Origin of the sequence: Kocuria salsicia, assembly GCF_007681555.1 — a bacterium.
In the GTDB taxonomy this organism is placed as follows: domain Bacteria; phylum Actinomycetota; class Actinomycetes; order Actinomycetales; family Micrococcaceae; genus Kocuria; species Kocuria salsicia.
Window position 1 is genome coordinate 866,339 of sequence record NZ_VELE01000001.1, and the last position, 22,934, is coordinate 889,272.

21 protein-coding genes are annotated in these 22,934 nt (G+C 71.5%); 3 read left to right on the plus strand and 18 right to left on the minus strand.

Translation table 11 applies throughout. From position 1 onward, the window contains the following. Window positions 1-6: 6 nt before the first annotated feature. Both FS770_RS13660 and FS770_RS03915 read right to left on the minus strand, forming a co-directional pair. A complete protein-coding gene (locus tag FS770_RS13660; protein WP_186366676.1) occupies window positions 7-1,032 on the minus strand; it encodes an ArsR/SmtB family transcription factor in 1,026 nt (341 codons plus the stop codon). A gap of 109 nt (window positions 1,033-1,141) precedes the next feature. Further along, window positions 1,142-2,353, minus strand: a complete 1,212-nt coding sequence (locus tag FS770_RS03915) for an acetoin utilization protein AcuC (RefSeq protein ID WP_244944723.1) — start codon at window positions 2,351-2,353, stop codon at window positions 1,142-1,144. Between the two features lie 145 nt (window positions 2,354-2,498). Here FS770_RS03915 and FS770_RS03920 point away from each other — a divergent pair, with 145 nt between their 5' ends. Both FS770_RS03920 and FS770_RS03925 read left to right on the plus strand, forming a co-directional pair. Continuing rightward, window positions 2,499-3,944: a TrkH family potassium uptake protein gene (locus tag FS770_RS03920; protein ID WP_144940834.1), complete on the plus strand. Its 1,446-nt coding sequence runs from the start codon at window positions 2,499-2,501 to the stop codon at window positions 3,942-3,944. Next, window positions 3,937-4,605 (plus strand): potassium channel family protein, encoded by a 669-nt coding sequence (locus tag FS770_RS03925; protein ID WP_144940837.1) that lies wholly within the window; start codon window positions 3,937-3,939, stop codon window positions 4,603-4,605. The genes FS770_RS03920 and FS770_RS03925 overlap by 8 nt, the downstream gene beginning before the upstream one ends. 140 nt (window positions 4,606-4,745) lie before the next feature. Here FS770_RS03925 and FS770_RS03930 read toward each other — a convergent pair whose 3' ends face one another. The 9 genes from FS770_RS03930 to FS770_RS03970 form a co-directional block, all read right to left on the minus strand. Then, window positions 4,746-5,831 carry a carboxylate-amine ligase gene (locus tag FS770_RS03930; protein WP_186366677.1) on the minus strand — a complete coding sequence of 362 codons (1,086 nt, stop codon included), beginning with the start codon at window positions 5,829-5,831 and terminating at the stop codon, window positions 4,746-4,748. A 43-nt stretch (window positions 5,832-5,874) separates the two neighbouring features. After that, a complete protein-coding gene (proC, locus tag FS770_RS03935; RefSeq protein WP_144940843.1) occupies window positions 5,875-6,714 on the minus strand; it encodes a pyrroline-5-carboxylate reductase in 840 nt (279 codons plus the stop codon). A gap of 74 nt (window positions 6,715-6,788) precedes the next feature. Continuing rightward, the gene (locus tag FS770_RS03940) at window positions 6,789-7,223 is read right to left on the minus strand and encodes a GNAT family N-acetyltransferase (RefSeq protein WP_244944724.1); all 435 of its coding nucleotides are present in this window, start codon (window positions 7,221-7,223) and stop codon (window positions 6,789-6,791) included. Next, a complete protein-coding gene (locus FS770_RS03945; protein WP_145010023.1) occupies window positions 7,220-8,035 on the minus strand; it encodes a sugar phosphate isomerase/epimerase family protein in 816 nt (271 codons plus the stop codon). Before FS770_RS03945 ends, FS770_RS03940 begins: the two co-directional genes overlap by 4 nt. After that, a complete protein-coding gene (locus FS770_RS03950) occupies window positions 8,032-9,012 on the minus strand; it encodes a Ppx/GppA family phosphatase (protein WP_145010025.1) in 981 nt (326 codons plus the stop codon). Before FS770_RS03950 ends, FS770_RS03945 begins: the two co-directional genes overlap by 4 nt. 93 nt (window positions 9,013-9,105) lie before the next feature. Continuing rightward, the gene (gene topA, locus FS770_RS03955) at window positions 9,106-11,961 is read right to left on the minus strand and encodes a type I DNA topoisomerase (protein WP_145010030.1); all 2,856 of its coding nucleotides are present in this window, start codon (window positions 11,959-11,961) and stop codon (window positions 9,106-9,108) included. Window positions 11,962-12,100: 139 nt separating this feature from the next. After that, window positions 12,101-12,517 (minus strand): pyridoxamine 5'-phosphate oxidase family protein, encoded by a 417-nt coding sequence (locus FS770_RS03960; RefSeq protein WP_055084392.1) that lies wholly within the window; start codon window positions 12,515-12,517, stop codon window positions 12,101-12,103. 10 nt (window positions 12,518-12,527) lie between these two features. Then, a complete protein-coding gene (locus FS770_RS03965) occupies window positions 12,528-14,207 on the minus strand; it encodes a DUF7059 domain-containing protein (protein WP_145010390.1) in 1,680 nt (559 codons plus the stop codon). Between the two features lie 116 nt (window positions 14,208-14,323). Further along, window positions 14,324-14,776 carry a pyridoxamine 5'-phosphate oxidase family protein gene (locus FS770_RS03970; protein ID WP_244944725.1) on the minus strand — a complete coding sequence of 151 codons (453 nt, stop codon included), beginning with the start codon at window positions 14,774-14,776 and terminating at the stop codon, window positions 14,324-14,326. A 130-nt stretch (window positions 14,777-14,906) separates the two neighbouring features. Here FS770_RS03970 and FS770_RS03975 point away from each other — a divergent pair, with 130 nt between their 5' ends. Next, on the plus strand, window positions 14,907-17,270 hold the full coding sequence (locus tag FS770_RS03975) for a DEAD/DEAH box helicase (protein WP_145010033.1): 2,364 nt from the start codon (window positions 14,907-14,909) through the stop codon (window positions 17,268-17,270). Window positions 17,271-17,278: 8 nt separating this feature from the next. On the opposite strand, the gene FS770_RS14245 is transcribed toward FS770_RS03975, so the two are convergent. From FS770_RS14245 to ssd, 7 genes are all read right to left on the minus strand, one after another. Then, window positions 17,279-17,860 (minus strand): Rv3654c family TadE-like protein, encoded by a 582-nt coding sequence (locus tag FS770_RS14245; protein WP_313960141.1) that lies wholly within the window; start codon window positions 17,858-17,860, stop codon window positions 17,279-17,281. Then, window positions 17,757-18,242 carry a TadE family type IV pilus minor pilin gene (locus tag FS770_RS03985; RefSeq protein WP_244944726.1) on the minus strand — a complete coding sequence of 162 codons (486 nt, stop codon included), beginning with the start codon at window positions 18,240-18,242 and terminating at the stop codon, window positions 17,757-17,759. The genes FS770_RS14245 and FS770_RS03985 overlap by 104 nt, the downstream gene beginning before the upstream one ends. Window positions 18,243-18,385: 143 nt before the next feature. Further along, the gene (locus FS770_RS13990; RefSeq protein WP_244944727.1) at window positions 18,386-18,784 is read right to left on the minus strand and encodes a DUF4244 domain-containing protein; all 399 of its coding nucleotides are present in this window, start codon (window positions 18,782-18,784) and stop codon (window positions 18,386-18,388) included. 137 nt (window positions 18,785-18,921) lie between these two features. Then, window positions 18,922-19,338, minus strand: a complete 417-nt coding sequence (locus FS770_RS13995; RefSeq protein WP_244944728.1) for a type II secretion system F family protein — start codon at window positions 19,336-19,338, stop codon at window positions 18,922-18,924. A gap of 329 nt (window positions 19,339-19,667) precedes the next feature. Next, a complete protein-coding gene (locus FS770_RS04000; RefSeq protein ID WP_145010036.1) occupies window positions 19,668-20,438 on the minus strand; it encodes a type II secretion system F family protein in 771 nt (256 codons plus the stop codon). After that, window positions 20,435-21,619, minus strand: a complete 1,185-nt coding sequence (locus FS770_RS04005) for a TadA family conjugal transfer-associated ATPase (RefSeq protein WP_144940864.1) — start codon at window positions 21,617-21,619, stop codon at window positions 20,435-20,437. Before FS770_RS04005 ends, FS770_RS04000 begins: the two co-directional genes overlap by 4 nt. Then, a complete protein-coding gene (ssd, locus tag FS770_RS04010) occupies window positions 21,616-22,620 on the minus strand; it encodes a septum site-determining protein Ssd (RefSeq protein WP_244944729.1) in 1,005 nt (334 codons plus the stop codon). The genes FS770_RS04005 and ssd overlap by 4 nt, the downstream gene beginning before the upstream one ends. Between the last annotated feature and the right edge of the window lie 314 nt (window positions 22,621-22,934).

Here is a 22,934-nt window from a genome sequence, read left to right on the forward strand (position 1 = left end):
GACCACTCAGTCGCGGCGTGTGCCACGACCACGGCGCCGGAGTCCCGTCAGGGTGGACAGCAGACCGCTCTGACGGCGGTGCGCTCCCCCGCGCGGCCGAAGCTGCTCGGCGTTCTCACTCGTGAACACCTCCGGGGAGGTGGTGCGGGGCGCGACGTCGCGGGGTTCGGCACCGTCCGCAGCCTCGAGCTGGGCGGCCGGCACGGCGTGGACATCAGTGTCCAGGGTATCCCCTGTGACCTGCGACTCTCCCTGCTCAACCTCCTCCTCCGGTCCCGGGGAGCCCTCTCCGCTCTCGGCCTCCGCCGCGTCGACGGCATCCCGCGCCTCGTCCGCCGCCGCGGAATCCCGGGCGGTTTCCCCCGTCCCGGCATCCTCGGCGGCCTCCTCGCCGTCAGGCTCGACGACGTCGCCCTCGTCCTTTTCCGTGATTTCCGTCACCCGCGCGGTGAACCAGGGCAGCGCTCGCTCGTCCGGTTCCGCCCGGAGCGGGGCGGCGTCGGTGGTCCCGGCACGGGAGGCCTCGTTGGCAGAGGCGGTGACCGCGTCGTCGTCGCTCTCGGCCGATTGGGCGGCCACCGGCTCGGTCTCGGGGGCGGAGCCATCCGCCTCCGGATCGTGCGCGACGTCCTCGACACCGGCCGCGTCGTCGTCGCCCTCCGGGGCCCCCGGATCCATCTCCGCGGCAGGAGCTGCGGTGGGGCGCGGCGCTGCGGGTTCCGTCTGCTGAGCCTGCTCCACCTGCGGGTCCTGCTCCGCCGGCCCGGTGGCGGCTGCGGCGATCAGGGTCTCAACCCAGTCCACGACCTCGGTGAGCGGCTGCGCCGTCAGGCTGTAGAAGCGCTTCTGCCCTTGCGGGCGCGTTCCGACCATCCCGGCGTCGCGCAGCACCTTCAGGTGCTTGGAGACCGTGGGCTGGGAGACCTGCAGCTCGGTGACCAGCTCGCCCACGGGTCGCGGACCACCGCGCAGGGCCTCGAGGATGCGCCGCCGCGTGACGTCGGACAGAGCGGAATATGCGTCGTGGGACATAGGAAACACCTTAGACGGGTGGCCTGGTCAGGCCCCAATCCGCGGCGGCCCCGGGCCTCGGGCCCGTCCTTCCGGAGCTCGGTCCCGCCGGGGTCAGCGGTGGCAGGAATCAGTCGTACCAGGGGTCCAGGCCCCAGTGCGGGAAGACCTCCCTGCGGGTGGCCATGATGCTGCGGTCGGTCTCGTCGTTGGGGTCGTAGCCGATCTCCCACGAGCGCCACCACAGGTCCACCTCGTCCCCCATGATTTCCGGAGGGTTCCCGCCGTACTTCTCCACCATGTAGCTGCGCCAGTCCTGCGGCACGGGTGTGGTGACCGCCACCGGGTGACCCGCGGCCACGCCTACGAGGTGCGCCCAGCCCCGGGGAACGGCGTCGTGGCAGTCGTACCCGCCCCCGCCCGTGGCGATCCACCGCCCTTCGCACAGCTCGGCGGCCAGTTCCGACATGGCCAGGGCGATCTGCCGCTGACCGTCCACGCTCACGCGCAGGTGGGTCAGCTCGTCATGGAAGTGGGAGTCGCAGCCGTGCTGGGAGACGATCACCTCCGGACGGAACTCCCGGGCGATCGGCGGCACCACGGCGTCGAACGCCCGCAGCCACTGGGAGTCGTCCGAGCGCGTGGGCATGGCCACGTTCACCGAGGTGCCGGCGGCCTCCCCCGTGCCGATCTCGTTGGCGAAGCCGGAGCCGGGGAACAGGGCGAGACCCGTCTCGTGCAGGGAGATGGTCATGACCCGGGGGTCGTCGTAGAAGATCGACTGGGTGCCGTCCCCGTGGTGGCCGTCCACGTCCACGTAGAGCACCCGGTTCACCCCGCTGTCCAGCAGGTACTGGATGGCTACCGCGCAGTCGTTGTACACGCAGAAGCCGGAGGCCCTGTCCGCGGCCGCGTGGTGCATGCCACCGCTGAAGTTCACGGCGTGCACGGCCTTTCCGCTGAGCAGGTCCATCGCGCCCTGGTAGCTGCCGCCCACCAGACGGGCACTGGACTCGTGGATGCCCTCGTAGCCCGGTGTGTCCTCGGTTCCCAAACCGCTCTCCGGGATCTGCCGCGTGGGGTCCGCCGAGACCGCGCGCACGGACTGCACGTACTTCTTGGTGTGCACGAGCTCCAGGACGCTGTCATCCGGGACCTCCGGCACCGTGACCCTGACGTTCTCCGCGGTGTCCAGGCCCAGGCTCTGCACCAGGCGCATGGTGGCGTCCAGACGCGTGGGGCTCATGGGGTGGTAGTCCCCGAAGTTGTAGCTGAGCAGCTGGGGATCCCAGTAGACACTGGTGGGGACGGCGGCGTCTTTGCCAGATGTTGCAGAGGTCACAAACCCATTAGAACACTCGGGAACCGGGGGTGTCGTGGCAGCGCGCCACATCGGGGGATACTGGCACATGTTGCGTCCCGCAACCCTCCCGGTCCGCACGACCAGTGAGGCCGGAGCACAGTGACGATTCCACTGAGGAGGTGCAGTGAGCGAGCTCGAGCAGCCGCACGCCGTCGACGAGTCCTCCTCGCAGGCCCCCGATGCGGAACCCTTCACCACGCGCGCCGCACGCGGTGTCCGCGACTTCGTCGACCAGATCGCGAACTCCTCCCCAGCCCGTCTCGCCGTCATCGTCTTCGTCATCGTGGACCTCGGTTTCGCACTGCTGCTGTGGCTCCCGGTGGCCGCCAAGCACGGGCAGGACACTGACTTCGTGGACGCCGTCTTCACCGCGACCTCCGCCGTGACCGTCACCGGGCTGACGACCGTGTCCACCGCGGCGCAGTGGTCCCTGTTCGGCCAGGTCGTGATCCTCGTGGCCATCCAGGTGGGTGGCCTGGGCACCCTGACGCTGACCTCGATCCTGGCTCTCGCCATCGGGCGCAAACTCGGGCTGAAGTCCAAGCTCATCACTCAGGAGGCCCTGAACATCGGGCGCCTCGGAGAGGTTGGCTCGCTACTGCAGATCATCGTGATCACCTCCATCAGCATCGAGGCCGCACTGGCCGCGGTGCTCTCCATCGGCTTCCTCGCGGAGGGTGAGCCCCTGGGCACGGCCCTGTGGCACGGCGTCTTCTACGCGATCTCCAGCTTCAACAACGCCGGGTTCACCCCCCACACGGACGGCCTGGTGCCCTACGACCACGCGGGGCCCACCGCTTGGCTGATCCTGCTGCCCGTGTGCATCGGGGTGATCGTGGGCTCCCTGGGATTCCCCGTGATCCTCGTGCTGCGACAGGTGGGTTTCCGGTTCAACCGGTGGAACCTCAACGCCAAGCTCACCGTGGTCACCACGAGCATCCTGCTGGTGCTCGCGTGGCTGCTGTTCACGCTCGTCGAGTGGAGCAACCCGGCCACTCTGGGCAGGATGTCCACACCGGAACGCCTGTTCCAGGGGTTCTTCGCCTCCGTGATGATGCGCTCGGGGGGCTTCAACCTGGTGGACATGCCGGACACCTCACAGGTCACGCTGCTGCTCTCGGACGCCATGATGTTCGCCGGGGGCGGCTCGGCGTCCACGGCCGGCGGGATCAAGGTGACCACGCTCGCCGTCGTCTTCCTGGCCATCCTGGCCGAGGCGCGCGGCGACCAGTCCGTGATCGCCTTCTTCCGCACCATCCCCGACTCCGTCCTGCGCATCGCGATTTCCGTGATCATGATGGGGGCCTCGGTGGTGCTGCTGGGCTCGGCCGTGATGGTGGCACTGACGCACCTGCCGCTGGACCACGTGCTCTTCGAGGTGATCTCCGCCTACGCCACGTGCGGGCTGAGCACGGGGGTCTCGGCGGCGTCCCCGGACGCCGGCAAGATCGTGCTGTCCGTCATCATGCTCGTGGGGCGCATCGGCACCAACACGGTGGCCACCGCCCTGGCGCTGCGCTCGCGGCGCCGGCTGTACTCCTACCCGGAAGAGAGGCCGATCATTGGCTAAGAACTCCTCCCACTCCGCGCCCGTCCTGGTCGTGGGGCTCGGCCGCTTTGGCGCCGCCACCGCCCTGCAGCTCATCCAGCAGGGCCGCGAGGTGCTGGGCGTGGAACGGGACGCCGGGCTGGTGCAGAAGATGTCCGGGCAGCTCACCCACGTGGTGGAGGCCGAGGCCACGGACACGGACGCACTGCGCCAGATCGGCGCGGCGGAGTTCTCCTCCGCGGTGGTGGGCGTGGGCACGTCCATCGAGTCCTCCGTGCTGATCACCGCCAACCTGGTGGACCTGGGCATCGACCGGATCTGGGCCAAGGCCATCTCCCCGGCGCACGGCAAGATCCTCTCGCGCATCGGCGCACACCACGTGATCTACCCGGAGGCGGACGCGGGGCGGCGCACCGCACACCTGGTCTCCGGGCGCCTGCTGGACTACATCGAGTTCGACGACGACTTCGCGATCGTCAAGATGTACCCGCCCCGCGAGACCCAGGGCTTCACGCTGGGTGAGTCGGACATCCGCTCCAAGTACGGCGTGACCGTGGTGGGCGTGAAGTCCCCGGGCGAGGACTTCACCTACGCCCGCCCGGACACCACCGTGAGCTCCCGGGACCTGCTGATCGTCTCGGGCCACGTGGACCTCATCGAACGCTTCGCGGCGCGCCCGTAGCCCCGCCCGACGACGCCGCGTGGCCGCCTTCCCCGGGGCCCGGACGGTTCGCGGGGGCACCGGGCTCCTCGCGGCCGAGCGCACAGCGACGCACTCCGAGGAGTGGCCGCGCGTCGTCATCCCACACCGCGCCGCTGCGCTCAGCTGCGCGCCGTCATCGCCTCCGAGGCCATGGCCATCAGGCCCGGCAGCTCGCCCTGCGAGAAGACGCGGCGCTGGCGGATGGCGCCGTTGCCGTTCCTGAGGATGCGGTGGATCCCGGACTCCGCGAAATCGCGGTCCGTTTCGCTGGTGTAGTACCCGCGGACCCGCTTCAGCAGGGACTCGATGAGTGCGTCCACGGGCACGGGACCGGCGGACTCCGGGTCCAGGACCCGCCCGCCCAGGCCCCAGCGGGCGGCCTGCCACAGGGCGATGTCCAGGTACTCCTGCGTGAACTGAATCTCCGGGGGATTCTCCAGCGCGTAGTTGCCGAGCGCGCGGATCAGCACAGCGATCGACACAGAGTCGCGGGCCTCGAGCTGGACGTCGCACGCCCGGATCTCCAAGGTGCCGTGGCGGTGCGAGAGCCGGGCCAGCCAGCTGAGGCTCGACGGGTTCTCGATCACGTCGAACGCGCTGAGCATGGCCACGCGCACCTCGTGGTCCTCGAGGTCCGTGAAGTGCGGGGGCACGCCGTTGGCCATCCAGCGGCGGTAGTGGATGGAGCGCCAGCTCTCGAACCCGGACTCCGCACCGCGCCACAGGGGTGAGTTGGCTCCGAGCGCCACGAGCGCGGGCAGCCAGCCGCGCAGGCCGTTGAGCGCCTGCACCGCAACCTCGAGGTCAGGAAAGCCCAGGTGCACGTGCAGACCGCTGATGTACTGGTCCGCGGCGATCGCCGGGGTCTGGAGCGAGTGGCGCTGGTAGCGCTCGTTCCAGGAGGGGTCCGCGGGCTCGGCGCGGATCTGCGGGGCGGAGGCCAGGCCCACGACGTCCATCCCCATGGGTGCGGCGGCGTCCTTCAGGGCCGTGCGGAACTCCACCAGCGAGTCCATGGCAGTGGCCGAGTCGTGAAAGATCGGGGAGGTCTCCTCGACCTGACACGCGAGCCACTCGGGGGTCGCGGACGCCCCTCCGGCCTCCAGCGTGGTCAGCTGCACGGACTGCTGCTGGGTGGGCCGCGCGGGCAGGTGGTCCTGCCCGTCCATGAGGAGGAACTCCTCCTCGATGCCGAACGTGCTCACGGTGCTGCCGCCTTCTCTCGTGGGATGGGCCGTGGCAGCCGACTCACTCGCCGCCGTACTCCTTCTCCATATCATCCCCCTTGGCGGCCGACGCCTCCGCCCCCGCCCGGATGATGTCGCGCAGCCCCTTCTCGTCGAACGTGGTGATCGCCTGTTCCGTGGTGCCGCCCGGACTCGTGACCGCCTGGCGCAGTGCCGCGGGATCGGCGTCCTGCGGGGCCAGGAGCACACCGGCGCCGGAGACCGTCTCCTTGGCGAGCACGCGCGCGGTCTCCGGGTCCAGCCCGAGGGCCTCACCCGCCTGCTGCATGGCCTCCGCGAGGTAGAACACGTACGCCGGGCCGGAGCCCGAGACACCCGTGACCGCGCGGATCAGGTTCTCGGGGACCTCCACCACGGTGCCCACGGCAGACAGAACGTCCTTGACGCCCGCGAGCTGCTCGTCCGAGGTGTGCTCCCCCGCCGTGACGGACAGCGCGCCGCGCCCCACGCTCGACGGCGTGTTGGGCATCGAGCGCACCACCGGCTGGCCCTCGGGCAGTGCCTTCTGCAGCGCGTCCACGGTGACGCCGGCGGCCACCGAGACCACCACGGTCTCCGGATCCAGCGCGGGGGCGACCTCCCGGGCGAGGTCCAGGATCGCGTACGGCTTCACGCCGAGCAGCACGATGTCCGCGCCCTGCACGGCCTGTGTGTTCGCGTCCTCGTTCTCCTCGCCCGCGAAGACGGTCACTCCGGTCTCCTCGCGCAGTTTCTCGGCTGACGACATCGAACGGGTCGTCGCCCGCACCTGCGCGGCGTCCGTGCCGCCCGCCAGCACGCCCCGAAGGATGGCGCCGTTCATGGATCCTGTGCCCAGGAAGGCCAGGGTGGTCTCGCTCATCTCAACAATCCTCTCGGTGCGCGACGCGCACTCCAGGGCCCACCTTTCGTGACCGGCCGGTGGGCCTGGGGCCGTCATGCTCGCGGTCTCGTCCATGACGCTATCGCGCGGCGCGCCCCGCCGCGACCTAGGTTCTCTTCCTCTCCGGCCTCCAGCGCCAGGTGCACGACCGGATAGGGGCGCCCGGCGTCGTCGGTCTCGTCGCGGCCGACCGGACAGAAGCCGTGGTGCTCGTAGAAGCCGCGTGCCCCGGGGTGCTGCCCGTTGACGTCCACCCGGGTCACGCCCTGGGTGGCGAGGACGTGCGTGAGCAGGGCGCTGTCCACGCCGCTGCCCCGCTGGGATGCATCGACGAAGAGCATCTCCAGCCCGCCGTCGAGGGTTCCCGAGTACCCCACGGGCGTGCCGTCCCGCTCGGCCACCGTGAGCTGCACGACAGGGAAGTACTCCCCCTGGAGATGGGAGGCGGTCTCGTCCCGGTCCGCGTCCGCTGAGGAATCTGATGTCACGACGCGGTTCCTTCCACCGTCATGTGCCGCCGCGCGAAGTCGAGGGACTCCGCGAGCCACTTGTCGCGCTGGTCCGTGTCCCGGGACTTGCGCGTAGAGACCTCCACACCCACCACGCCCTGCCAGCGCTGGTCGCGCAGGTACTGCAGCGTCTCGGCAACCGGCTGCACACCGTGGCCCGGCAGCAGGTGCTCGTCCGCGAGCGTCTCGCCAGAGCCGTCCGTGAGGTGCACGTGGCCCAGCCGCGGGCCGATCTCCTTGACCGCCGCGAGGGAGTCCATCTTCGCGGTGGCTGCGTGGGAGAAGTCCCACGTGACCCACTCGTAGTCCTGGCCCAGCGGGCTGTAGTGCGGTGAGTAGACCACTGCCTCCCGCCCGGCCACGCGCCACGGGTACATGTTCTCCACGGAGATCTTCGTGTCCGTCATGCGCGAGACCTCCCGGACGCCCGCCACGAAGTTCTTGGCGTACTTGCGCTGCCACCGGAACGGCGGGTGCACCACCACCACCTCGGCGCCCACCTGGTGGGTGAGCCTCGCGGCCATCTGCACCTTGGTCCAGGCCTTGCCCCACACCTGCTGCGTGAACAGCAGCGTGGGCGCGTGGATCGTGGAGATGGGGATCTGGTACTTCTGGACGTTGTCCAGCAGCTGGTGCGTCAGCTGGCTCATGCGCTCGTGCGTCACGAGCACCTCCACGCTGTCGTAGCCCAGCCGCTGGGCCACCTCGAAGGTCTCGGGCACGCCTTGCGGGTAGAGAGAGCTCGTGGACAGCGCCACGTGCGGACGGTACTCGACGTTCTTCTCGCTCATGAACTGGTCACCAGGTCCTTCGGGTCGACGGTCTCGCTGGCGGAGTCCCGCACCAGCCGGTCCATGCGACGCAGGATCAGCCCCTCCCGCAGGGCCCACGGGGAGATCTGCAGGGTCTCGATCTTGAGCACGTCCATGGCGGTCTCCGCCACGATCGCGCCCGCGACCACCTGTGCGGCGCGCTGCACGGAGACCCCGGGCAGGTCCGCACGCTCGGTCACGGACATGGCCTCCATGCGCCGCGTCCACAGCCGGAGGTCCTCCAGGTGCATCACGCGCTGCACGTACGGGCCTTGGGCCGACGGCGCCGCACCGCTGATCCGGGCGAGGGAGCGGAACGTCTTGGACGTGCCCGCCACCAGGTTGGGGTGTCCCCCGGCCGCGATCCGGTCCGCCGCCGGGCGCAGCGTGGTCCGCACGTGCTTGCGCAGCGCCTTGAACTGAGCGGGAGAGGCCACGTCCGCTCCCGCGAGGTACGCGCGGTACAGCCGGCCGGCCCCCAGCGGCACTGAGGTGGCCACACTGGGCAGCGCGTTCGTGCCGATGGCCATCTCGAAGGAGCCGCCGCCGATGTCCAGGTCCAGGACCCGCCCCGCGCTCCAGCCGAACCAGCGGCGCACCGCGGAGAACGTGATGGCCGCCTCCTGGTCCCCGGAGAGCTCCGTGAGCGTGACGCCGGAGACCGACTGCACGTGCTCCAGCACCTCGGCACCGTTGGCGGCCTCACGGATGGCGGAGGTGGCGAAGGCCAGCAGGTCCTGCGCCCGGTGCTCCACGGCGAAGTCCCGCGCCTCCACCACGAACGCGGTCAGCAGGTCCCGGCCCTCGTCCGTGATCCGACCCAACTCGTCCTGGTGGTCCACCAGGCGCAGCGCCACCTTGTGGGACGCGTACGGCTCCGGGCGGGACCCGGGATAGACGTCCAGCAGCAGCAGGTGCACCGTGTTCGAGCCGACGTCCAGGACGGAGAGCCTCATGCTGTTCCTTCGCTTCGGTCGAGGGCGTGCGGACGCTCCCGTGAGCGGCCATGCCGGGGCCCGCCGTGCGACGGACCCCGATGGAGCAGGGTGCTACTTCTTCGCCGCGGTCTTGCTGGCGGCCGGCTTCGTGGCGGCAGCTTTCCTGGCTGCGGGCTTCTTGGCGGTCGTGCTCTTCGCGCGGGGTCGCGAGCCTGACTTCGCCGGGGCGGGGCCCTTCGCACGCTTCTCCGCGAGCAGCTGGGACGCACGGGCGGCGGTGATCTGCTCGATCGCCTCCGCGCGCGGGACCGTCACATTGGTCTCCCCGTCCGTGATGTACGCACCGAAGCGGCCCTCCTTGATGACCATCCGCTTCTCGGTGAGCGGATCCGCGCCGAGGTCCGCGAGCGGCGGCCTGGCGGCCTGGCGCCCCCGCTGCTTCGGCTGGGCGTAGATGGTCTTCGCCTCGTCCAGGGTGATCGTGAAGATCTGGTCCTCGGAGGAGAGGGAGCGCGAGTCCGAGCCCTTCTTCAGGTAGGGGCCGTAGCGGCCGTTCTGCACGGTGATCGTCTCGCCGTCCGTGTCCTGGCCGAGTTCACGCGGCAGGGACAGCAGCTTCAGGGCGTCGTCGAGCGTGATGTCCTGAAGGTTCATGGACGAGAACAGCGACGCCGTGCTGGGCTTGGGCTTCTCGATCTTCTTGGGCTTGGGCTTGCCGTTCTTGTAGTACTCCGTGGGGATCGCGTCGAGCTCCTCCTGGGTGGGCTCGGGCACGATCTCGGTGACGTACGGTCCGTAGCGGCCGTCCTTGGCCACGATCGTCCGACCGTTCTCCGGGTTCACCCCCAGCTCGCGGCCGTCCGCCTTGCCGATCTCCATGAGCTCCCGCGCCTTCTGCGGTGTGAGCTCGTCCGGGGCGAGGTCCAGGGGGACGTTCGCCCGCACGGGGTCGCTGATCTCGCCCGTCTCCGGGTCCACGGTGCCGCCGGCCTCCAGGTAGGGGCCGTACTTGCCCACGCGCAGGGTGATCTCGTCCGTAATGGGGATGGAGTTCACCGCGCGGGCGTCGATCTCCCCGAGGTCGTCCACGATGGGCTTGAGCCCGGGCTCGGACGGGTTCTCCCCGAAGTAGAAGCCAGAGAGCCACTTCACGCGCTCGGCCTCGCCGCGGGCGATCCGGTCCAGGTCGTCCTCGAGCTCCGCCGTGAAGTCGTAGTCCACGTAGTCCGAGAAGTGGTCCTCGAGCAGACGCACCACGGAGAACGCGAGCCAGGACGGGATCAGCGCCGAGCCGCGCACCTGCACGTAGCCGCGGTCCATGATCGTGGAGATCGTGGCGGCGTACGTGGACGGGCGCCCGATGCCGAGCTCGTCCAGCGTCTTCACCAGGGACGCCTCGGTGTAGCGCGCCGGAGGGGTGGTCGTGTGCCCGTCCGCGGTGACCTCGGAGGCGTCCAGCGCGTCCCCCTCGGACATCACGGGCAGGCGCTTGTCCTCGTCCTTCTGCGACTTCTTCCCGGAGTCCTGCGCGAGCTCCGGGTTCACATCCCGGCCTTCCTCGTACGCGGCCAGGAACCCGCGGAAGGTGATGACGGTTCCGGAGGCCGAGAACTCGGCGTCGTCCCCGGCGTGGTCTCCCGCGGCGGCGGTGGCCTCGGCACCCAGGCGCACGGTGGCAGTGCTGCCCTTGGCGTCCTCCATCTGCGAGGCCACAGTGCGCTTCCAGATCAGCTCGTAGAGCTTGAACTCGTCCACGGACAGCTGAGAGCGCACCTGCGACGGCGTGCGGAAGCGGTCCCCGGCGGGGCGCACGGCCTCGTGGGCCTCCTGGGCGTTCTTGGACTTGGAGGCGTACACGCGCTTGGAGGCGGGCACGAACTCGGCCCCGTAGAGCTCCTTGGCCTGCGCCCGAGCCGCGTTGACGGCCTGGTCGGACAGCGCCACCGAGTCCGTTCGCATGTAGGTGATGTAGCCGTTCTCGTACAGCCGCTGCGCCACGCGCATGGTGGTGCGGGAGGTGAACCGCAGCTTGCGGGCCGCCTCCTGTTGCAGTGTCGAGGTGGTGAACGGGGCCGCCGGGCGGCGGGTGTAGGGCTTGGTCTCCAGGGAGCGGACCGCGAAGGCGGCGTCCTGCAACCCGGCCGCGAGCGCCGTCGCCACCGTCTCGTCGAGCGCGACCGGCCCGTCCGCGGCGGAGGACTTCAGCTCTCCGCGGTCGTTGAAGTCCTTGCCAGTGGCCACGCGGCGAGCGTTGAGGGAGCTCAGGCGCGCGCTGAACGGGCGCCCGGCGTCCTGGCCCTCCGGGCGGGCGAACTGGCCCGTGAGGTCCCAGTAGTCGGCGGGGACGAACGCGATCCGCTCCCGCTCGCGCTGGACCACGAGTCGCGTAGCCACGGACTGCACGCGTCCCGCGGAGAGCCCGGAGGAGACCTTGCGCCACAGTACGGGCGAGATCTCGTAACCGTAGAGGCGGTCCAGGATGCGGCGGGTCTCCTGGGCGTCCACAAGGTCCTGGTCGATGTCGCGCAGCTGGCCGAAGCCGCGCTCGATGGCCTCCTTGGTGATCTCCGGGAACGTGAGCCGGTAGACCGGGACCTTCGGCTTGAGCACCTGGAGCAGGTGCCACGCGATGGCCTCGCCCTCGCGATCACCATCCGTGGCGAGGTAGAGCGCGTCCGCGTCCTTGAGCTTGCGCTTGAGTTCCGTGACCTTCTTCTTCTTGTCCGGGTTGACCACGTAGTACGGGTCGAACTCGTGCTCCACATCCACGGCGAACTTGCCGTACGGACCCTTCTTCATGTCCGTGGGCAGCTCCGAGGGCTGGGGCAGGTCGCGGATGTGGCCCATGGAGGACTCCACCTCGTAGGCGTCCCCGAGGTACCCCGCGATCGTCTTCACCTTGGACGGTGACTCCACGATCAGCAGGCTCTTGCCCGTACCGGCGTTCTTGGTGGCCTTGGATGCCAATAGTGCTCCTCGTCATGACCCGCGCGTCCTCGCCGGGTCTGTTCCTGTTCCTCGCGCTCGGTGCCCCACGACGGCGCCCGGGTCCTTCCCGGGGCCGGTGCCGTGCCGCTCCCGAACCGTCAGCGTACGGTACGCACCGTCACGCCGGGTCAGAGCCCAGGGTGAACTCTCGTCCCGTGGCGTCGTCCGGCTCAAGGACCACGAAGTGGAACTTCTCGGTGGGCGCCCACTGCTGCAGGGGCAGCTGCTCGGCCGCCTCCAGCTCTGCGCGCGTCTCCAGCCGGCGGGCCCGGCCGTGGACCACCGCGGACTCCACGTGGCCGTCGCGCACCCGGTCCACCTCGAACGCCACGTGGTTGTTCACCACGAGGCTCGCGAGCTTGGTGCCCTGCGCGGTGCGGAAGAACAACCTGCGGTGGCTGACCACGTGGTTGACCGGGAAGATGTCCACCAATCCCGCCGCCTGCACGGCCAGACGGCCGTACGGCAACTCGCTCAGCAGCTCCCACACGCGCTGGGAGTCCATGGTCTGAACGGGATTCGCATTCTCACTCATGGGATCAGTCTTACACCTCCACCAGGAAGCCGTGCCCGATCAGGGCTTTGATTTCGCGCAGCAGCTGGGGCGCCGGGCCGACCTCCCAGCCGAGCAGCGAGCCGAGCGCCGTGAGGATTTGACGGGCGCTGAGCTCCCCGTCGCACACCCCGGTGAAACCGGCGGCCTCGCTCGAGAGGATCACGGTGCGCCGCAGCCCCGCGCCCTGGCGCAGCAGGATGAGGGCTGGGTCCTCCGCGCCGGGCGCGCCGTGGCGCTCCTCGGTCACGTCCTGCGCGACCGTGTAGTGCCGGTCCTGCCAGCCGTCGTGGGCGGTCCCGACGAGGTCGTGCCCGGCTGTTGCACCCAGCTCGCCGTCGCTGCCGCTTCCGCCGCCATCGGCCGCCAGGCGCAGCATCCGGTCCCACTCGGCACCCAGGGCCGGGGCAATCGGCTGCTGGAGGGGGTGCGGAATGCTCTCGAAGATGCGCGGCGCGGGGGCGGCGTCCTGCGCGGCGGGGCGGTAGAGCCACACCATGCCGAAGCCCACCGCCACGACGCCGCGGGAGTCGAAGTCCTCCAGGTAGGCGCGGTAGGCGGCCTCGTAGTGTGCGAGGTCCCGCTGCTGCGAAGCGTCGCGCAACCACGTCTCCGCGTACTCGCACGGGTCCTGCAGCTCGCGCTGGATGAACCACGCACCGATTCCGGGGGCGATCCAGGACGCCGGCCGGCGGGACCACGTCTCCTCCGGGCCAGCGTCGGGATCTTCGGGGATCTCCCAGTTCGCGAGCATGTGCGCCGTGGCGCCCGGGTTCAGCACGTCCGGAAGCGAGCCGAGCAGGTCGCTGACGAGGCGGTCCCCGGGCAGGCCGCCGTCGCGGTAGGTGTAGCGCTCGGCGTCGTCGCCGGGGGTACGCGGCGTGATGACGAACGGCGGGTTGGAGACCACCATGTCGAAGCTCTCCCCGGCCACGGGCTCGAGCAGGCTGCCGCGCCGCAGGCTCACACGGGCATCGAGGTCCTCCGCGTCCAGGCCGAGGGCCTCCGCGTTGAGGAGCAGGTTGAAGCGCGCCGTGGCCAGGGCGCGGTCGGAGATGTCCGTGGCCGTGACGTGGTGGGCGTGGGAGAGCAGGTGGAAGGTCTGGATCCCGCAGCCGGTGCCGAGGTCCAGGGCGCGGTCCACCGCGCGGCGCGGCGTCGACTGCACGAGCGTGGTGGAGGCCCCGCCGATGCCCAGCACGTGGTCGTGGCGCAGCACCCCCGGGCGCTGGAAGGCACCGAGGTCGCTCGCCACGAACCACTCGTCCGAGGCGTCCGTGGCGTAGGGGCGCAGATCCATCGTCGCCAGCAGGGCGTCGTCGGAGGGGCCGTCCTCGACAAGTCCCAGGGCGCGCAGGCCCGCCGCGCCCACGGTGGGCAGGGCGGCGTCGAGCGCCGCGGCCGGGACGGGATCCCCCAGCAGGAAGAAGGAGGCGAGGGTCGCCAGCGCCGGAGCCGCGTGGCAGTGACGCTCCAGCGCCCGTCGGGCAGGGACGGCCTCGTCCCGCGACCACGCGGACATGGCCTGCTCGCCGACCAGCTCGGTGACCCCGTCCACGGTGAACCCCGCGGCCGTGAGGTCCGTGTGCAGCTCCCGCAGCGCCGCGGGGTCGTCGGAACGCGGAGCGCCCGGAACGGTACTGAACTCGGGCCTGAACCCGGGATCGAGCACAGCCCCGGAGTCAGGGAGAGCGCTGGCATCGGGGCGGGCGCCGACGTCGGAGAGCCCGCCGGAATCGGGGAGCCCCGTGCCGCGCTGGGCGCTGCCGTGCTGCGTGTCCGCCACCCTCAGTGTCCCAGGCGGAACTTGCGGCCAGTGATGCGCGTGGGGGTGATCTCCACGAACTCGATCTTCTCCGTCTCCAGCCACGGCCGCAGCCCGAGCTCCTCCACATGCTTGATCTGCTCCGTGTCCGTGACCATGGCCGCGGTTCCGCGGACCACCACGGAGTGCGCCTGCGAGCCAGCGGCGCGGTCGATCTCCACCGTGACGTTGGGGTTCAGCTGCAGGTGCAGCACCTTGGTGCCCTTGGCCGAGCGGAAGAACAGCTTCTCACCGTCCGTGACGATGTTCAGCGGGGTGATGTCGATCTCGTCCCCGTCCCGGGTGGCCAGGCGCGCGAAACGGGACTGCTTGAGCAGCTCCCAGCTCTCCGCTTCGCTCAGCTCGGTCACGGGCGGCTCCTGCCGGGAGTCGTCCTGCTCGTGGGCGATGTTCATGGGGTGCTCGGTGTTGTCCATGGTTCCATGATTCCACGCACCGACCCCGAGCGGGCGGTGCACAGCATTCCGCTCTTCGCCCGCCGCGGACGAGGGCGCTGCGGGCGCGGGAGGCGCGGATCCGGCAGGTGCGCTGGGGGACAATGAGGGGATGACGACGTCGCAGGAGATGGTGGACCTGCTCGGCCGCGGTCCGCGCCCCGAGCAGGTGCGCCACGTGCGCGAGATTCCGGAGCGGCAGGCCACCCACGCGCCGTGGCCCGCATGGCTGCACCCGGACGTCGTCGCCGCCTACGAACGGCTTGGCATCCACGAGCCCTACGCGCACCAGGTAGCCGCGCTGGACGCACCCCGCCACGCGATCGTGGCCACGGGAACGGCCTCCGGCAAATCGCTGGTCTACCAGTCGCTCGTGCTCGACGCCGTCCACCGCGGGAAACTGGCCGTGGCCCAGCGCCCCGGGATGCTGCACCACCCGGACGAGGCCACCGCGCTGTACATCTCCCCCACCAAGGCGCTCGCGGCGGACCAGCTCTCCTCCCTGCGCTCGCTGCGTTTCGAGGACGTGCGCACCGCCACCTACGACGGGGACACCGACCCCTCCGAGCGGCGCTGGATCCGTGAGCATGCGGACGTGATCCTGTGCAACCCGGACATGCTGCATCACGCGATCCTGCCGCACCACGCGGGCTGGTCCCGGTTCTTCCGCCGGCTGCGGTACGTGATCGTGGACGAGGCACACTCCTACCGCGGGGTCTTCGGCTCCCACGTGGCGGTCCTGCTGCGCCGCCTCACGAGGATCGCCGCGCACTTCGGTGCTTCTCCGACTTTCATCGGGGCCTCCGCCACCAGCGCCTCCCCGCAGGAGTCCTTCGCCAAGCTCATCGGCGCGGATCCCGCGGACGTCACCGCGGTGGAGCAGGACACCTCCCCGCGCGGTTCCCGCACCGTGGTGCTGTGGGAGCCGGAGCAGTCCCCCGGCGGCTCGGACAACGGCGCCCCGCGGCGTCGCACGGTCACCGCCGAGGCCTCGGACATGCTCACCGACCTGGTGCTGCGCCAGATCCGCACCATTGCGTTCACCCGCTCCCGCCGCGGTGCGGAGACCATTGCCCAGAACGCCCGCCGGCAGCTCGAGGAGGTGGACGCCTCCCTCGGTCACCGCGTGGCGGCCTACCGCTCGGGGTTCCTGCCGGAGGAGCGCCGGGAGCTCGAGCAGCAGCTGCGGGACGGACGCCTGCTCGCCGTGGCGAGCACCTCCGCACTGGAGCTCGGCATCGACATCGCGGGGCTCGACGCCGTGCTGGTCGCCGGGTGGCCCGGCACCCGGGCCTCCTTCCTGCAGCAGATCGGTCGCGCCGGGCGCTCCGGACAGCGCGCGCTCGCGGCGCTGATCGCGGCGGACGACCCCCTGGACGGCTACCTGGTCAACCACCCGGAGGCGATCTTCGACGTCCCGGTGGAGGCCACGGTCTTCGAGGCGTCCAACCCCTACGTGCTCGCCCCCCACCTGTGCGCGGCGGCCGCCGAACTCCCGCTGCGCCCGGACGAGCTGGCGCGCTTCGGCCCCACGGCGCACGACGTCGTGGACTCCCTCACGAACGCCGGTCACCTGCGACGTCGGCCCTCCGGCTGGTTCTGGACCCGCTCCGAGCAGCCTGCCGCAATGGTCTCCATCCGCTCCGGGGACGGCGGGCCCGTGCAGATCATCGACACGGACACCGGATCCGTGCTGGGGACCATGGGTGCTCCACAGTCGCACTACCAGGCGCACCCCGGCGCGGTGTACGTGCACCAGGGCCGCACGTACCTGGTGGACGAGCTGGACGAGGAGCTGAACGTGGCCGCAGTGCGGCGCGCGTTCCCGGACTTCTACACGGTGGCCCGCGACGTCACCGAGGTGCGCGTGCGCTCCGTGGCGGACACGGTGTCCTGGGGTCCTGTGACCATCCACCGAGGAGAGGTGGACGTGACGACGCAGGTGGTCAGCTACCAGCGCAAGCTCACCGCCTCCAACGAGGTGGCCGGGGAGGAGCCGCTCGAGCTCCCTCCGCGGCAGCTGTCCACCGTGGCCACGTGGTTCACGGTCTCCGGCGCCCAGCTGGCCTCGATGGGCATCGAGGAGCCAGAGATCCCCGGGGCGCTGCACGCCGCTGAGCACGCGATGATCGGGCTCCTTCCGCTGCTCGCCTCGTGCGACCGCTGGGACGTGGGGGGACTCTCCACGGCGCTGCACGTGGACACCGAGCTGCCCACGATCTTCGTGCACGACGGCCACCCCGGCGGTGCAGGCTTCGCCGAGCGAGGTTACGACATGTTCCGGCGCTGGATCACCGCCACCCGGGACGCGGTCGCCCAGTGCGAGTGCGAGTCCGGGTGCCCCTCCTGCGTGCAGTCGCCCAAGTGCGGCAACCGCAACAACCCGCTGGACAAGGCCGGGGCGCTGAAGCTGCTCAACGGGGTGCTGCGCTTCGCGCCCACCGAAGAGCCGCCCCGCGAGGGCCCGGCGGACTGACGACGCCGTCACGGCTCGCCCGCCGGCGGTCCCGCGCGGGAGACTCCCGTGGCCGGTCCCAGACCCGTGATCGGCTGCGGCAGCTCGATGGTCGCGGTGACGTCCACCGAGGTGTTCTCCGGTGCCACCACCGAACAGTCCGCGAGCTGGGCGCCGTTCTCCTCCGCCACCCGCGCGGCGACGTCGCACGGGATGCCGGAGCTCAGGCCCCTGGCGACGTCCGCCGCGGCGAGCGCCGAGAGGTCCGCCGCCTTCGCCGCGCGGTGGGTGAGGATCCCCGCCTGTGCGACGAGCAGCAGGGCGATGAGCAGGAAGCACAGCGCCCCCGCCATGGTCGTGCCGTGAACGGTGCCGGATCCCGCGTCGGGATCGCCCGGCCGCGGCCCGCATGCTTCGCGGTGCCAGCCGTGCGGACCTCCGCCGTCGCAGGCGCCGCACTGGCCTCCCCGAGCCAGGAGTGGCTGCCCGGCCCCCGCAGCACCGTCCTCACGGCCCGGCACTGTCGCCCCCGTGGTTCTCGACGGCGGCCGTCGCCTCCGCGTGCAACCGCCAGGAGCTCCACTGCCCCAGGACACCCGGGGCGGGTCCACTCACGGACACCGTGACCCGGTTCCCGCCCGCGAAGACCTGCACCGCGGCGTCGTTCCCGGCAACGCTGCGCGCCGCGCCCTCCACTGCGGCGGTGTCCTCGCCGCGCGCGGCGGCCCGGGCTGACGCTCGGGCCGCCTCCTCGAAGCGGACGGTCGTGGTGCCGGCGGCTGCCGCGGCGAGCAGAACGGCGAGCAGGAGGATCAGCGCGGGCATGATGACGGCGGTCTCCACCGTCACCGCCCCGCGGTCCGGGCCGCGGCCGAAGGTGCGGTCGGAGCCGTGAGACGGATCGGGCTTGCCGCGGTGGCCGAGGCGGCCTCCGGACGCGCGGTCCGCGTCACCCGCCGGGTTGCCCCGTCGCGCCGGTGGTGGATGGTCCATGGTCTTCCTTCCGTGGAACGGCGGTCCTGCCCCTGCACTGACGGAGCAGCCACCAGGTGAACGGCTTCCCTGAACCGTCGCGCGGCCCGCCATCCGTGGGTGGGGACCGCGCGACGGATGCCCGGGCAACGACGTCGTCGGGCTCAGAACGAGAGCGCCTTCTGGATGATGCCGAGCAGCAGTCCAGAGACGGAGTCCGAGGACAGCACGGCAGCCATGACCCCGCCGAACGCCGCGGCAGCCAGCACGATGACCGCGTACTCCGCGGTCGATGCGCCCAGGTCCGGGTCGTCGCAGGACAGGGCCTGCGGTACCCGCACCAGTGCGGTGCCGCCGGATGCGGGGCCGCACGCGGGGCCGGGTGCTCCACCGCGTACGGGGACAGAGGCAGTGGCGGGTCCCGCGAGCGCGGTGACGGTGTACGCCTCGGTCTCCGTGACCGCGTCGAGCAGCCGCAGGTCGATGGTCTCCATCGGGATCTCGGTCCCAGCGGCGGGAACGGGACGGCCGGTGCGGACGGCGGGAAGGGTGAGCGTTGACATGGTGGTTCTCCTAGCGTGGTGAGGTGTGTGTGGTTGGTGCGGGACGTGCGACGGGGCGGGCCGCGGACAGGACCGCGAGCTGGGCTGCCACCCGGGCGGGGCGCGCCCCAGCCCGGTCGGGTGCCTCCGCGGGCGGGTCATGACTCGAACACCCGGGGCAGCAGGCTCATGAGCACGGGGACCACGCCCCAGCACATGAACGCGGGCAGGAAGCACAGGCCCAGCGGCAGGACGAGCTTCACGGCGAGCGCTTCGGCCGCCCGCTCGGCACGGCGGTACTGGGCACGTCGCACGAGTTCGGCCTGCCCCCTCAGCACGGACGCGGACGCCGTGGCCGACGACGCCGTGAACTCCAGCGCGTCCCGGAAGTCACGCAGGTCCCGGGAGAGTTCGCGGTCCGCGGGCCAGGCCTTGTCCCAGGGCAGGCCAAGACGCAGGGCGGCCGTGACCCGGGCGAGCCCCGGATGGGCGGTGCCAGCGCAGCCCTCGGAGAGGATGCCGACGGCCTCCGAGAGCGGCAACCCAGCGTCCAGCTGACAGGCGGTGAGTTCCACGAGGGCTGCGGCGGGCAGCGCAGGCGCCTCGCTCGGGGAAGATTCCGATCCGGTGTTTCCGGGTGTGACCCCACCGAGCGAGGACGCACTTCCGTGACCGGTTTCCGGTCTCTGCCCAGGGGTCGCGGCCAGCCCGTGAGACCTCTGGGCCGAGCGCTGTGCTCCTGCCAGGACAGTTCTCTCCGTGGAGCCGACGAGACGAGTACCACGCGGCACCGGCAGGAACCCACCCGGGCGGCGTCGCGCCCGGAGGCCCGGCACCCGTGTCCCGGGAGAGAGCCACAGCAGCATCCCGCACGCGCCCAGGGCACCGGCGAGCAGCGCGGCGATCACGCTCCCGTCACCGACTCGGCACGGTGCAGCAGGGCGCGTGTCCACAGCCGCCCCGCGATGCTCAGGGCGGCCCCGGCAGCGAGCGCGAGCCTGCCCCACGTGGTGGTCAGCAGCGTGCTCGCCGGGTCGGTGCCCATGAGCATCCCGAGACCCAGCGCGAGAACCGGCAGCCACGAGAGGGTTCGCACCGTGACGCGGGGACCGGCGAGGGCGCTGTCCCGGGCGGCTTGGGCGTCGAGCTGGGACTCGAGGGAACGGGCGACTCCCCCGAGGGTCTGTCCCAGGGGAGCCCCGGAGCGTTCCGAGATCTCCCAGCAGGCCGTGAGCTGAGCGCACACCGAGCGGGCGGTCCCGGCGAGCTGGCGGTCCCCCACGGGAACGGAGCCGTGTGAGAACCTGGCGAGGCCCGTGGAGACGGGAACGCCCACGCGGGCGGCGGCGTGCACGTCGCGGCACAGGCGCGCAATCCAACGGCCCGTGGGATCAGCCGTCGGGGAGGTCGTCACGAGTTCCCCGAACACCGAGGAGGGCGAGCGGCCGGCCTGCAGCAGGGCCGCCAGACGGCGCACCGCGGTAACCCACTGCATGGCTTCGCCTGCGCGGTCCCGGCGGCGCCACCGGGCAAGCGGGGACGGCTGCTCGGCCGCGTCCCAAGGCATCCGGAGACCACCCGCGAGGGCGCGCACGCGGCGTCGGGAGCCCGGGGCACCGGTCAGGACGAGTGCCGCGGCGAGGAAGAGGATCCCCGTGAGGACGGCGAGGGTCATGACGTCTCCCGTCCTCGGGCCAGCAGCGTGGTGAGCCGGTTCCACCCGGGGCCCTTGACCGGCTGCCCGTGCTCCGCGGTGAGGGCGGGCAGGGTGATCAGCACGCCGTCGTCGAGGGCCAGCGTGCACACCGAGTCCAACCGCCGCCCGGCCGCAGTGCGGCTGACGTGCGCCACGAGGTCCAGTGCGCTGGCAGCCTGCAGGTCCACGGCAGCGCGGTCGAGACCAGCCAGGGAGCCGAGGGCGGCGAGGCGCGCGGGAACGGCCCGGGCGGAGTTCGCGTGCACCGTCCCGGCACCGCTGTGACCGGTGTTCAGGGCGCTCAGCAGGTCCCGGACCTCGGCGCCGCGGCACTCTCCGACCACGAGCCAGTCCGGGCGCATCCGCAGGGCCTGGCGCACGAGTTCCGTGAGGTCCACAGAACCCGCGCCCTCCACGTTCTCCTGGCGGGACTGCAGACCCACCACGTGCGGATGGTGCGGGTCCAGCTCGGCGGCGTCCTCCACCAGCACGAGCCGCTGCTCGGGCGGGCAGCGGGAGAGCAGGGCGGAGAGCACAGTGGTCTTCCCGGAGCCGGTCGCGCCGCTGATCATGAGGTTGGCCCGCGCGGCCATGGCATCGGTGAGGACGTCCGCGAGGAACGGGTGCACCGTCCCGGAGGCGACCAGGTCCGCGAGCGAGAGCCGTTGCGGGGACCGGAACCTGATGGACAGCAGGGTCCCAGAGGTGGAGACCGGCGGAATCACGGCGTGGACGCGCAGCCCGGTGGCGGTCTGGACGTCCACGCACGGGTGGCCGTCGTCCAGCCGCCGACCCGCGGCCGTCACGAGCCGCACCGCGAGCGCCCGCACCTCGGCCTCGGACGTGAACGGACTGTCCACCCGGCGGATCCCGTCCAGGGTCTCGATGAAGACATTCTCGTGGCCGTTGACGTAGACGTCACTCAGACCCGTGGTGGGCAGCAGCGGTTCCAGGGGGCCGAGACCGGTCAGCTGGGCCTTCACGTGCAGGGCGGCCCGCACCGATCCCACGGCTCCGAGCACGCGGCCGGTCTCCCGAACAGCCCGGGCGATCCGGGTGTCCGTGATCGCACCGCCTTCTGCAAGGAGGCGTTCGCGGACCTGGGCGACGAAGGCGTCGTCGAGCTCGGCGGCACCGCCCCGAGTGCCGGCGGCGTTCACGACAGGTCTCCCAGGGCCTGCGCGATGCTTGCCACCGCTCTTGCGTGGCGGGGACGACGGCCGCGGCGCAGGACGGTGCCGTCGTCGAGGTGCTGCGGCACCCGGGGATCGAAGCCGATCGTGGCCGCGCACGGGACCCCCGTGGTCTCGGCGAGCACGCGGGCCTCCAGGTCCGCCACGTTGAGCCCCGCCAAGGCGGTCACGACGGGAACCGGCCCGCAGCGTCTCACGGTGTGGTCCGCGGCGAGCGCGCCACGGACGGTGCGGGGCGTCACGACCACGACGGCGTCGCACCACCGTGCCTGCTCCTCCAGTTCTGTGCGTGAGAGGTCCACGACCTGCACGTCGGCGGCGCCCCGCAGCGCGGCAACCACCGTGGTTGCGGGAACCGTGTCCGTGTGGGTGGCCCGGCGGTCCCACGAGAGGTAGCGCAGGGAGTCCACCCGCGGCATGGCCGCCCACAGCTGATCCGCGGCGACGGCGCCGGAGAAATGGTTCAGCTCCGGCCACCGCAGCCCGTCGGCGGTCTCCTCTCCGAGGGCGAGGTCCAGACCCGCGCCGAGGGGATCGCCGTCCACCAGTGCGGTCCGCGTCCCGTCCCCGGCGAAGTGCCCGGCGAGCCAGCACGCGAGGGTGGTGGCACCCGCTCCCCCGGTGGCGCCGGCGACGCCGTACACGCGCCCGAGCGCGATCGGCCCCTCGGGCGCGGTCGAGCGGGAGATCAGTTCGGCGAGCCACGCCGCCGCGTGGGGCAGCACCACCACGGCCGAGGCACCACGGCGAGCGGCGGCGTCCCACGCGTCGCCCTGCTCGGCGAGCGCCACGATCACGGCACCGCGGGGCACCTCGTCACCGCCCAGAGCGGCGTCCACGAGAAGCAGCTCCGACGACGTCGCCCGCGTCCGCTGGGCACCCGACGTCACCGAGAGCGGCACACCCACCCCGATGCACACCGCCTCGACGGCTTCCACAAGCTGCGGGCAGGTGCTGAGAAGATGCACCCCGCGTGCGGCTCCCGCCATGGCGCGGGGAACGGCGGGGCGGTGGTCCGCAGCCTCGGGCCCGGTGGGCTGTGATCGGTGCGACGGGGTCCCGACCCGGCTCTGCTGCGGGGAACTGCGCGCCGCGATCGGCGAAGAAACGGAAAGCTCCCCGCCCCCCGCAGCGGCGGGCGGCACGGGCGCTGACGTGTCCGCACGGTGGGACCGACGGGTCCGGGTGCCGGGGCCTGTAAGGGGTGCGTTGGTCATGCCCCCACGGTGGTCGGGGTGGGCCGTCACATGGCCCGGAGGCCCTCCGATTGTGGAGGCCCAGG